The organism is Chryseobacterium lacus (assembly GCF_003336205.1).
In the GTDB taxonomy this organism is placed as follows: Bacteria; Bacteroidota; Bacteroidia; order Flavobacteriales; family Weeksellaceae; genus Chryseobacterium_A; species Chryseobacterium_A lacus.
Map to the genome: position 1 here is coordinate 232,399 of NZ_QPIE01000004.1, position 11,688 is coordinate 244,086.

The 11,688-nt window shown below is 40.3% G+C and carries 12 protein-coding genes; 7 read left to right on the plus strand and 5 right to left on the minus strand.

The window, feature by feature from the left end:
• The 4 genes from DQ356_RS06550 to DQ356_RS06565 form a co-directional block, all read right to left on the minus strand.
• The gene (locus DQ356_RS06550) at positions 1 to 414 is read right to left on the minus strand and encodes a nitrous oxide reductase accessory protein NosL (protein WP_114303674.1); all 414 of its coding nucleotides are present in this window, start codon (positions 412 to 414) and stop codon (positions 1 to 3) included.
• Between the two features lie 104 nt (positions 415 to 518).
• A complete protein-coding gene (locus tag DQ356_RS06555; RefSeq protein ID WP_114303675.1) occupies positions 519 to 1,106 on the minus strand; it encodes a hypothetical protein in 588 nt (195 codons plus the stop codon).
• Between the two features lie 96 nt (positions 1,107 to 1,202).
• Positions 1,203 to 3,197: a Sec-dependent nitrous-oxide reductase gene (nosZ, locus tag DQ356_RS06560; RefSeq protein ID WP_114303676.1), complete on the minus strand. Its 1,995-nt coding sequence runs from the start codon at positions 3,195 to 3,197 to the stop codon at positions 1,203 to 1,205.
• Positions 3,198 to 3,275: 78 nt separating this feature from the next.
• Positions 3,276 to 3,770, minus strand: a complete 495-nt coding sequence (locus DQ356_RS06565; RefSeq protein WP_114303677.1) for a c-type cytochrome — start codon at positions 3,768 to 3,770, stop codon at positions 3,276 to 3,278.
• A gap of 160 nt (positions 3,771 to 3,930) precedes the next feature.
• Between DQ356_RS06565 and DQ356_RS06570 the strand changes: the two genes are divergently transcribed.
• A complete protein-coding gene (locus DQ356_RS06570) occupies positions 3,931 to 4,323 on the plus strand; it encodes a c-type cytochrome (protein ID WP_114303678.1) in 393 nt (130 codons plus the stop codon).
• 189 nt (positions 4,324 to 4,512) lie between these two features.
• On the opposite strand, the gene porX is transcribed toward DQ356_RS06570, so the two are convergent.
• On the minus strand, positions 4,513 to 6,057 hold the full coding sequence (porX, locus tag DQ356_RS06575) for a T9SS response regulator signal transducer PorX (protein ID WP_114303679.1): 1,545 nt from the start codon (positions 6,055 to 6,057) through the stop codon (positions 4,513 to 4,515).
• A gap of 219 nt (positions 6,058 to 6,276) precedes the next feature.
• On the opposite strand from porX, the gene DQ356_RS06580 reads away from it, so the two are divergent.
• From DQ356_RS06580 to efp, 6 genes are read left to right on the plus strand one after another with little or no spacing between them, the layout of a single operon-like run.
• Positions 6,277 to 7,494, plus strand: coding sequence for an HD domain-containing protein (locus DQ356_RS06580; RefSeq protein ID WP_114303680.1), 1,218 nt, complete (start codon positions 6,277 to 6,279; stop codon positions 7,492 to 7,494).
• 53 nt (positions 7,495 to 7,547) lie between these two features.
• Entirely contained in the window at positions 7,548 to 8,579 is a 1,032-nt protein-coding gene (gene lpxD, locus DQ356_RS06585) for a UDP-3-O-(3-hydroxymyristoyl)glucosamine N-acyltransferase (RefSeq protein ID WP_114303681.1), read from the plus strand.
• Positions 8,572 to 9,969 carry a bifunctional UDP-3-O-[3-hydroxymyristoyl] N-acetylglucosamine deacetylase/3-hydroxyacyl-ACP dehydratase gene (locus tag DQ356_RS06590; protein WP_114303682.1) on the plus strand — a complete coding sequence of 466 codons (1,398 nt, stop codon included), beginning with the start codon at positions 8,572 to 8,574 and terminating at the stop codon, positions 9,967 to 9,969. The genes lpxD and DQ356_RS06590 overlap by 8 nt, the downstream gene beginning before the upstream one ends.
• Positions 9,970 to 10,758, plus strand: coding sequence for an acyl-ACP--UDP-N-acetylglucosamine O-acyltransferase (gene lpxA / locus DQ356_RS06595; protein WP_114303683.1), 789 nt, complete (start codon positions 9,970 to 9,972; stop codon positions 10,756 to 10,758). It begins immediately after the preceding gene.
• A 3-nt stretch (positions 10,759 to 10,761) separates the two neighbouring features.
• A complete protein-coding gene (locus DQ356_RS06600; protein WP_114303684.1) occupies positions 10,762 to 11,106 on the plus strand; it encodes a hypothetical protein in 345 nt (114 codons plus the stop codon).
• 14 nt (positions 11,107 to 11,120) lie between these two features.
• Positions 11,121 to 11,684, plus strand: a complete 564-nt coding sequence (gene efp / locus DQ356_RS06605) for an elongation factor P (RefSeq protein ID WP_114303685.1) — start codon at positions 11,121 to 11,123, stop codon at positions 11,682 to 11,684.
• Positions 11,685 to 11,688 lie beyond the last annotated feature (4 nt).

The window sequence follows — 11,688 nt, forward strand, 5'->3', positions numbered from 1 at the left end:
TTATTGAATGACGGTGGCTCCAAGTTCTGCTGCTGCTTTTTCTGCTGCTGCTTTATCTTTGTACGCCTGAGTATTCCCTCCCATTGGACTTTTAATGCTTCCTCCTTGGACGAGGGTTGCTGTGCTGCGATCGAAGAAAATTCCGGTAGGGAAGTCAGCAACATATTCGTCTGAATTTTGAGCGACTTCTGTATTGGAAGTCGTATAATCATCCATACAGCTGATGTCGTCAAATTTATAATTTCTTCCTTTTTCGGTGACCAGTTGTGTAGCATACTTGGCTTCGGTGATGGTCATTTTGCAATTTTCACACTGGTCTTTCCCGGTTGCAATTTCTTTGGGTCCGCTTTCGGAACACGCTGCCAAAAGGATTGTGGCTGCGCCGGCTACGAATAAGTTTTTGATTAGTTTCATATTTTTATTATTAAGGGATTGTATGATATGAAAATCCCAATACTGTTAAGAAAAATCTCTTATGAAAATTTCCTGTGTCAGGATTGGGATTAATTTGTTTATTCTTACACTGTTTTTTTTGCCCGCCTATATTCTACAATGGCTAAGATAAGCAAAATAACGGCAACTCCTATCATGATTCCGCCGCCGATGTTAGGATACGACCAAACTTCAAAATTAAGTAGTTGTTTGTATCCAATTAAAGGAGGTTGATAGGACATTCCCGGAACAATGATGGCTGCGTTGGGGTCAAGGTTGTGTCCGTAATCATAAAGCCAGTAATAAAAATCTCCCATAAAGGCAATTCCAAAAATGAGGAACAGAATGGTAACGCTGTACAGAATGGTTTTGTTTTTCAAAAGAGCAGCCAATAGGCACAGTAGAGCAAAAAAGCCCAGTGCATAAGGTAAAAACGTGAATTCCCAGAACTCATCAGCATGAATTTCTTTCATCCCGATATAGTGATTCAGTCCGTTTATAATTTCATACTCTCCTGAGACTTTATTGGCGTGCAGAAACATCGCAAGCCCCTCAGGATATTGTGGTGCACTGAGATATATGGACCAAATGGGAGTGAAAATGCTAATAATTAAACCGATACCACATAACAGCAGCAATACTCGGGTCAGCGTGGTTAATGAATTATTTTTCATTTTTTGATTTTTTTTGATATTGATCTTTGGTGTCTTATCTTGGCACGCGAAATCAGAAAAAAGAAAGGGCAGAGAAACTGCCCTTTTATAGATTACTTATTTTACTTCACCTTGTTTTACAGGCCCTTGCGCATTATCTTTTTTATTATTGAGATGATACGTCAGCGGCACGTTGCTTCCTGCTGGAGATACGCGTACATATCCCTGCATTTCCTGGTGCAGTGCAGAACAGAAGTCGGTACAGTACATGGGATACATTCCCGGTTTCTTCGGATCCCACCGTAAGGTTGCAGTTTCACCCGGCATTATCAGCAATTCGGCATTCTGCGCTCCTTTTATGGCAAATCCGTGAGGCACATCCCAATCCTGTTCCAAATTGGTTACATGAAAATAAACTTCGTCACCTACGCGTATTCCTTCAATATTGTCCGGTGCAAAGTGAGAACGTATAGAGGTCATATATACGTGAACTTTATTTCCATCCCGAACCACTTTAGATTCGTTTTCACCTTTGGTGACATACGGGTGTTTATTCTCGTCTATCTTATAGAATTTCACCTGGTCTTTCATGAAGAGTTCTGCCGGGCCGGCCTGTGCATAGTGCGGTTCGCCATGCGTCGGGAAATCCAGAAGAAGTTTCATTTTGTCGCCGCTGATGTCAAATAGCTGCGCAGAATGTGGAAGTTCCGGTCCAACAGGAATATATCTGTCTTTGGTGATTTTATTATATGCTACCAAATATTTACCGTAAGGCTTGCTGCTGTCGCCACCTACTACCATCAGGTGTCCTACAGAGTAGAAAGTAGGCTGTCTGTCTAAAACTTCCAGAGTTTCAATATTCCATTTCACTACTTCAGATGATACGAAATGGGAAGTATAGGCATTCCCTTTTCCGTCAAATTCGGTATGGAGTGGGCCGAGACCGGGCTTCTGAACTTCTCCGTGAAGAGCAGATTCATACTTAATAATCGGAATCCCGTCAAATTCTCCTGCGAAATCTTTATTGGCAATCGCTTTTTGAATTTTATCAAAACTGAATACAGGAATTAAAGCGGCCAATTTGCCGGAACCTACGATGTACTCACCGGTAGGATCCACATCGCAGCCGTGTGGCGATTTAGGACAAGGAATAAGGTAGCAGATGTCTTTCAACTCTTCCGCACTCAGTACCATAACTTCTTTTTTGATAGTAGAAGTCGCCATGTGTTTTTCTTCATCCCATTTATTATGAGCATATTCCACTGCCATTTTTTTACCTTTTCCGGCTTTCAGGTATTCTTCGGCTTTTTTCCAGTTTACCGCCATGATGAAATCCTTTTCATTCTGAGAAGCGTTAACTTCAAGAAGCGTGTTGGCCTGTTCAGAATTGTAGCATGAGAAGAAGAACCAGCCGTGGGATTTTCCTTTTCCTGCGTGCGAAAGGTCGAAGTTGAATCCGGGAGCTTCAATCTGGAAAGTAATATCCATTTCTCCGCTGTCTTTGTTAATCCCAATAAAGGACAAATATCCTTTGAAATTTTGTTTGAAAGATTCAATCGGAACATCATCCTGTCCGTCTGCCGGAACTGCAAAACGGGTTCCTGCTACTACATACTCCGTATTTTCTGTAAGGAAAGGAGATGAGTGATTTCCTGCAGAATTAGGAATTTCAATAATTTCAACTGTTTTGAATGTTTTCAGATCCAGTCTGGCCACCCGCGGGGTGTTGTTGGCATTTGCAAACAGCCATCTTCCGTCTATCTCTCCGTTGGTTTGGGATAATGAAAGGTGGTGTTGATCATCCCAAGGAATAAATCCGTGAGAGGTTTCGAGCATAGGCTTCGTTTCCTCGCTGTATCCGTATCCGTTTTCCGGATGTTGGGAGAATACGGGAAGTACTTTGATGGTTCTGCCGCTTGGTAAGCCCACTACGCTCACCTGTCCGCTGAAACCGCCACTTACAAAGTTATAAACTTCATCCAGTTTTCCTGGAGCTACGTACACTTTCTGGGCTGCATCGCCACTTACCGCCGTCTCGGTTCCTTTCGGTTTACATGCGACGATGGTTACTGCTGCCAATGCAGCAAGACCTAATTGCTTATAAGTTTTCATATATAAAAGATTATCTTTTCAGAATTGAAATGAGGTAAATGAATGGCAAGTGAAGAACACATGCCATTCAAAAAAAAATTACTTAGCTCCGTCGATTTCTCTCATGTATTCCAAGACATTTCTGGCTTCGGCATCAGATAGTCCTTGGTTTGGCATTCTTACCAAACAAAGTTCCAACTGCTTCTGTAATTCAGGATCTACATCAATCATAGGATCCGGATTAGAAATGAAATTCATGATCCAGTGAGGAGTTTGTCTTTCGGTAACTCCTTTCCAACCTGGCCCAACCAATCGTTCATCGGTAGTTTTATGACATGACATGCATTTTACATCAGCTACTTTTTTACCTTCTGCAGCCATGGCAGGGTCAAAGCTTGATACATCAACATTTGTTTCATCATATTTACCTAAACCTCTTCTAGGGTCATATTCATTGTCGCCTGCAGGTGCTGTTGTCTCAGTTGCAGGTGCAGAACTGTCTGCTGTTGGAATGGAACTTTCCTTTTTTTCTCCTCCGCAAGAAGTCAGAGCTAGTGAAAAAGCACAGAATGCTAGTGTCTTTAATACTTTCATAATGATAGAATTTATATATTAATTTAATTGATAACAAAAATAACACCGTTCTGCTCATGGGCTTTATGACTACAGTCATAAGCTTAATATGACTTTTATTAGGTAGTATAAAAGTATATTTTTCTTATATTTGTACTATTCAAATATACAAAAAAAATTTATGAGACACATTGTTATAGTATTTTTTGCTGCATTATTGATCACCTCCTGCTCCAAAAAAGAAACAGATCCTAATGTAGAAACCAACGTCATGATGGAAGAACCTGTAGCCCAAAGCACCGAGGAAATATCCACTGAGCCTGGTGCTGAAGGATTGAAAATGATTCAGGGAATGGATTGTCTTACTTGCCATAAAGTTGATGCAAGACTGGTAGGCCCATCTTATCAGGAAATTGCGGATAAATATACCGAAGCAGATATGGATATGCTGGCTCAGAAAATTATTGACGGAAGTGTGGGTACCTGGGGGCAGATTCCAATGACGCCTCATGCGGGACTCAGTAAAGAGAACGCCAAGAAAATGGTAGAATATATTCTTACGCTTAAGAAATAATTTTCTATCAGGCTCCCAAAAGCTTGCCTTATTTGATCTTTCCTACACTCACTATGATATGTAGCGCAAAATGAAATTTAGACCAAATGCCTTCCCGAAACGGAAGGTTTTTTCATATAAAAAGGCGGAAAAAACATTCGTTTTTTCCGCCTATGAAACCCAAAAAATCAAATAAACTATGAAAAAAAATTATTTGGGTTCCAGTATGCTGATCGGCACAATGCACTCCTCCAGAGAAATGCCGCCATGTTGGTAGGTGTCCTTATAATAGTTCACGTAATGATTGTAGTTCTTAGGATACGCCAGAAACATATTGTTTTTGGCAAAAATGTATTTGCTGCTCAGGTTTCCTTTCGGCAGGAAAAGTTTTTCAGGATTGCTCACCGCCCATACATCGCTTTCTTCATAGGTAAGGCTTCTTCCGGTTTTGTACCTGATGTTGGTAGAAGTTTCACGGTCGCCCACCACCCGGCTTGGTTTTTTTACGTAGATAGTGCCGTGATCGGTGGTAATCACAAGCCTGAATTTATTTTCAGCGGCAGCTTTGATGATCTTCAATAGAGACGAATTTTCAAACCAGTTGTAAGTCAGGGATCGGAAGGTTTTATCATCCCGAATCAGCTGATCTATGATGTGGTTGTCGGTTTTAGCATGGCTCAGAATATCAATAAAATTATAAACAATCACCAGGAGATCGTTGTTTTTATGCTGATTGAAATCATCCAAAACTTTTCTTTCAAAATCGGCATTCAGTACCTTCAGGTACTTCATGGATTTATCTGATAATCCAAGCCTTTTCATTTGGTCTTCTAGGAAATCACGTTCGTATTCGTTTTTATTTCCTTCTTCATTATCATTAAACCATTTTTCGGGGAAACGTTTTTCAATTTCTGAAGGCAAAAGCCCGGCAAAAAAGGAGTTTCTGGCGTATTGTGTAGCCGTAGGGAGAATGCTGTAATAGTAATCCTCAGAAACTTTATTGTAAAATTTGGTGAACAACGGTTCTATTACTTTCCATTGGTCATAGCGCAGGTTGTCGATCATAAGCAAAAGTACTTTATCACTTTTTACTTCAGATTTTACCTTATCCTTAAACAGAGTATGGCTCATCATTGGTTTATCGTTTCCATGTAGCCACTCTTCATAATTTTTTTCGATGAATTTAGAAAACTGTATGTTAGCCTCTTCTTTCTGAGCCTGAAGCAGTTCCCCGAATTCACTGTCCGAAACTTTATCGAATTTTATTTCCCAATTCAGGATTTTCTTGTAATGTTCTGCCCATTCATCATAAGTCCGGAGATAGGAGAGCTCCATGGAAAGGTTCCGGAATTCCTGCTGATAACTTTGTATGGTTTTCTGCTCCACGAGGTCATCCTCCTGAAGGTTTTTTTTAAGCGAAAGCAGAATCTGATTGGGATTCACGGGCTTCAGGATGTAATCTGAAATTTGAGAACCAATCGCTTCTTCCATGATGTGTTCTTCTTCGCTCTTCGTTACCATCACAATCTTGAGCGAGCTGTCTTTCTCTTTAATCATGGGAATGGCTTCCAACCCGGATATTCCGGGCATATTTTCGTCTAAAAGTGTGAGTGCGAATTTCTCAGTGTCCATCAGTTCTAAAGCTTCATTGACATTGTTCACTGGAGTAACGCGGTATCCTTTGTTTTCTAAAAAAACAATATGAGGTTTCAGTAAATCTACTTCATCATCTATCCATAAAATCTTTCCTGACATAAATTTTTTGTAAGGGTTATTGTTCCATTGATTGGAACGGTTGTAAATAAGATCATCAAAAATACGAACAAATGTTCTTAAATAAATTCCAATTTCTTAAAAATAAAGTTAAAGTTCAGTTAATTTTAAAAAGTATTTTAAAGCAAATAAACCATTGAAAAGTACGAGGTTTCACGTGTTTTTTAGCTACCTTTGAATCGCTATTTTTTGTTTTTACAGATGCAGAATAAACTGAAAATTATTAACGATCCGGTTTACGGTTTTATCAAAATTCCACATGAAATTCTTTTTGATGTTATCGAACATCCTTATTTTCAAAGACTTCGGAGAATTTCTCAAACCGGCCTGCTCAATTTAATTTTTCCCGGCGCTACACATACGAGGTTTCATCATGCTTTGGGCGCGATGCATTTGATGTTCACTGCTTTGGAAACTTTGAAGCTGAAAGGCGTAGAAATTTCAAAAAAAGAAGAAAAAGCGGCAATGCTCGCCATTTTACTGCACGATATCGGACACGGCCCCTTCTCTCACGCACTGGAAAATATGTTGATGAACCAATGGCATCACGAAAAACTGTCGTTGCTGCTCATGGAGAAAATTAATATTGAATTTAATGGAGAACTGGAAACCGCGATGCAAATGTTTCAAGGAAAATATCACCGCAAATTTTTCAATCAGCTTATTTCTTCTCAATTGGATGTAGACCGTCTGGATTACTTGAAAAGAGACAGTTTTTATACCGGCGTTACAGAAGGAAATGTCAATACGCAGCGAATTATTTCCATGATGAATGTGTCTGACGATGAGCTCGTTATTGATGCTAAAGGAATTTATTCTATTGAAAACTATCTTACAGCAAGAATGTTCATGTATTGGCAAGTGTATTATCATAAAACGGCGGCGCTGGCAGAATTTCTGTTGGTAAAAATTCTGGACAGAGCCAAATGGCTTGTTTCTCAGGGCAAGGTTTTGCCAGCTTCGGAACATCTTAGTTATTTTCTATATAAAAACGAATTTCAAAAGGCCAGCGATGAAGATTTGGAGCGGTTTACTGAACTGGACGATAATGACATCATCAGTGCGATGAAAGAATGGCAGTATTCAGAAGATCCGATTTTGGCTTATCTCTGCCGCAGTGTTATCAGAAGAAAACTCCCAAAAACCATCATTTCCGCCGAACCTTTTTCTCAGGAAATGATGAGAGAGAAAACGGAACAAGCCAACCTGAGGCTCAATACCACAGATGGCCATCTTCTGGTAGATCAAATTTCCAGAAGTTTATTGCCATACAGTGCGGAACATCAGCCGATTTATCTGTTAGGAAAAAACGGCGCAAAAACGCTCCTTCATGAGTATCAGGGGCAGTTGTTGTCGTCTTCCATTACAGAAAGCAGTACACGTTATATATTGTCCTTTCCCGGAGAAAGTGGAACGTAATCTTTTTTGCATACTTTTATCGTTTTTTAGGGAAATTATTATCTTTGCAGGATATGGAATTTACAGCAGCGCAGATTGCAGGTTTTATCAACGGAAAAATCATAGGCGACCCGGAGGCCGTTATTACCGGAGTTTCTCCTATTGAAAGGGGAGAAACGGGCCATCTTTCCTTTATTGCCCAAGACCGTTTCGCTCATTATATCAACACTACAGCGTGTTCTGTGCTGGTGGTTTCAGAAAATTTATTAACCAAAGATTCCTATACGCCTACCATTATTGCCGTAGAAGATGCTTATCTTTCTTTCCAGGTCCTGATGAATCTCTATGAGCAGATGCGTGAAAGAAAAACCGGTGTAGAAGAAGGTTCTTATATTCATGAATCTGCCGAAATCGGGGAGAAGGTCTATATCGGTGCGTTCACTTATATTTCCGAAGAAGTTAAAATTGGAAAAGAAACTCAGATACATCCTCAGGTTTATATTGGTAAGAATGTGAAAATTGGTAGGAACTGCAGAATAGACTGTGGTGTGAAAATTTATGATTATACGGTAATCGGCGATCACTGTACGATTCATGCTAACGCTGTTATCGGTTCCGACGGTTTTGGATTTCAGCCTTCCGAAAAAGGATATACCAAAATTCCGCAGTTGGGAAATGTAGTGATCGAAGATGATGTCGAAATAGGTTCCAATTGTTCTATCGACCGGGGTACCATAGGATCCACCATTATCGGAAAGGGAACCAAACTCGACAATCTTATTCAAATCGCACACAATGTTAAAATAGGCGAGCACAACGTGATTGCTGCTCAGGCAGGTATTGCAGGTTCCACTACGGTAGGAGACTGGAACATGATCGGCGGACAGACCGGAATCGTCGGGCATATTCAGATCGGAAATAAAGTCCGTATCCAAGGGCAAAGCGGAGTGAATACCAGTGCAGCCGACGGAGAAGTCCTCTACGGTTCGCCTGCGATGAATGCAGGAGATTTCCGCAGAAATTATGTACATTTTAAAAATTTTACAGAAATTATAAATAGAATTAATATTCTGGAAAGAAACGCAAAAGAAAAATCCAATGAGTGATATGCAAAAAACCCTGAAAGAAGAAGTCTCTCTTTCGGGAATCGGTCTGCATACCGGCAAAGAAGTAACACTGACGATAAAGCCAGCTAAAGAAAATACAGGCTTTGTTTTTATAAGAACAGACCTGGAAGGAAATCCTCAGGTTGAAGCTGATGTCAATTATGTCACGACCACCGACAGGGGAACTACTCTGGAGAAACTCGGTGTCAGAATCCATACCTGCGAGCATCTTTTAGCAGCACTTGTTGGGTGCGATGTAGACAATGCTTACCTCGAAATGAACAGTGCGGAACCTCCCATTATGGACGGATCTGCAAAGTATTTTGTGGAAGCCATCGAAAAAGCGGGTATTGAGGAGCAAAAAGTTGCCAGAGAATACCTTATCGTGAAGGAAGTTGTGAATTATGTAGATCCGAATACGGGATCAGAACTCACGATTATTCCTTCCGAAAATTATGAGGTGACTACGATGGTGGATTTCGGAACCAAAGTGCTGGGTACACAGAATGCCACACTGAAAGATATTTCAGAATTTAAAAAAGAAATTGCTTCGGCACGAACCTTCAGTTTTCTTCATGAATTGGAAATGCTTCTGGATGCAGGTCTCATCAAAGGTGGTGATATCTCCAATGCGATTGTGTATGTGGACAAAGAATTAACTCCGGAAACAGCACAAAAACTAAGAAAAGCTTTTGGCAAAGAAAAAATATCCATTCGCCCGAACGGAATTCTGGACAACCTGACTTTAAATTATCCTAACGAAGCAGCCCGTCACAAACTTCTGGACGTTATTGGCGATCTTGCATTGGTAGGGGTTAAAATCAAAGGAAAAGTGATTGCCAACAAACCGGGCCACTTTGTGAATACTCAGTTTGCGAAAAAACTGAACCGCCAGTGGAAACTTCAGAAGAAAAGAAATGTTCCGGATATCGATATTCATAAAGAACCGGTTTTCGATATTAACGGAATAATGAAATTGATGCCGCACCGGTATCCGTTCCTTCTCATCGATAAAGTTCTGGAACTTTCCGATAAACATGTGGTAGGATTGAAAAATGTAACATTTAATGAGCCATTCTTTGTAGGCCATTTTCCAAAAGAACCGGTAATGCCGGGTGTTCTTCAGGTAGAAGCTTTGGCGCAAACCGGCGGAATTCTCGTTTTGGCAAGTGTTCCCGATCCGGAAAATTACTCTACGTATTTCATTAAAATGGATAAAGTAAAATTCAAGCGAAAAGTAGTTCCGGGAGATACGCTTGTCTTTAAAATAGAACTGATATCGCCTATCAGAAGGGGAATTGTCCACATGCAGGGATACGGATATGTGGGAGAAAATATCGTAGTAGAAGCTGAGCTTATGGCACAGGTGGCAAAAAATAATATTGAATAAATGATTCATCAGTTAGCGGCCGTAGATAAGCGTGCAAAAATTGGCAAAAATGTAGTGGTAGAACCTTTTACCACCATTGCAGCTGATGTGGAAATTGGTGACGGCACCTGGATCGGTCCTAACGTTACAATAATGGACGGAGCGCGGATTGGCAAAAATTGCCGTATTTTCCCGGGAACCGTTATTTCAGCTATTCCTCAGGATTTAAAATTCGATGGCGAAGATACTCAGGTGATTATCGGAGACGGCACTACCATCAGGGAATGCGTTACCGTCAATCGGGGAACCAAAGCTTTAGGATATACCAAAATAGGCGACGACGCCCTCATTATGGCCACTTCTCACATTGCCCACGACTGCATTTTGGGCGACCATGTGATTATTGTGAACGGATGCGGCATCGCCGGTCATGTAGAGATAGGAGATTATACGGTGATGGGCGGACTTTCTGCCGTTCAGCAATTTTGTAAAATTGGCAAACACACCATGATTTCCGGCGGAACACTGGTGAGAAAAGATATTCCTTCTTACATAAAAGTAGCGCGGGAACCAATGTCTTATGCCGGAATTAATTCTGTTGGATTAAGACGGCGGGGATTTGCCAATGAAAAAATATTCGAAATTCAGAAGATTTATCGCTACCTTTTTCAAATGAAAATGAATGTTTCACAAGCCATGAGCCTTATCGAAAAAGAAATGCTGCCCACTGCGGAACGCGACGAGATTTTGGAGTTTATCAAAAATTCTCCGCGCGGAATTGTAAAAGGTTACGGAACGGCTAAAGAATAAAATATGAAAAAAACAGGATATTTATTATTGTTGGTTTCCACCATCACGTTTGCCCAAAATACAAATCCCGATCTGAAAAGAAACCTGGATTCACTGGCTGTCAGAAATGCAGAAGACATCCTTTTTCATGCTAAAAAACAATTGGTGTCCAGCAATTTTGCGCTACAGCAACAATCAGAAATTACGCGAAATACGCATGAACTCATCAGAAATACTTTAAATTTCAATAATTTATTAAAAAACGATTTGACTGTAGCAGACCATCCGCTGTACGCTCAACCTTATCAAAACACCGCGAATCAGGGATTACAGACTTTGTTTCATATTCCGGTGTATCAATCTAAATAAACAAATAGTTATAAATGGCAACAAGCAACGATATCAGAAAAGGACTGTGTATTGAATACAGCAATGATATTTTCAAAGTAATTGATTTTCTACACGTAAAACCGGGAAAAGGGCCTGCTTTTGTAAGAACAAAACTGAAGTCTGTAACCAACGGAAAAGTGATTGACAATACTTTTTCTGCAGGACATAAAATTGACGAGGTAAAAGTAATTACCAGGAAATTCCAATATCTGTACGATGATGAAAACGGATTTCATTTCATGAACAATGATGATTTTTCGCAGATTTATCTCAATAAAGAAATGATCGAAAATGCCCAGTTTATGAAGCCTGGCGAAGAAGTGACCATTATTTTAAAAGAAGCCGATGAATCTCCGCTTTCCGCAGAAATTCCGCCAACGGTATATCTGGATGTGATAGAAGCAGATCCGGGTGTGAAAGGAAATACCGCTACCAATGCATTGAAAAATGCCATAGTGGAAACCGGTGCCCGCGTGATGGTTCCTCTGTTCATAGAACCTGGAGACAAAATTAAAGTAAATACCGAAGATGGTTCTTATCTGGAAAGAGTAAAATAATATT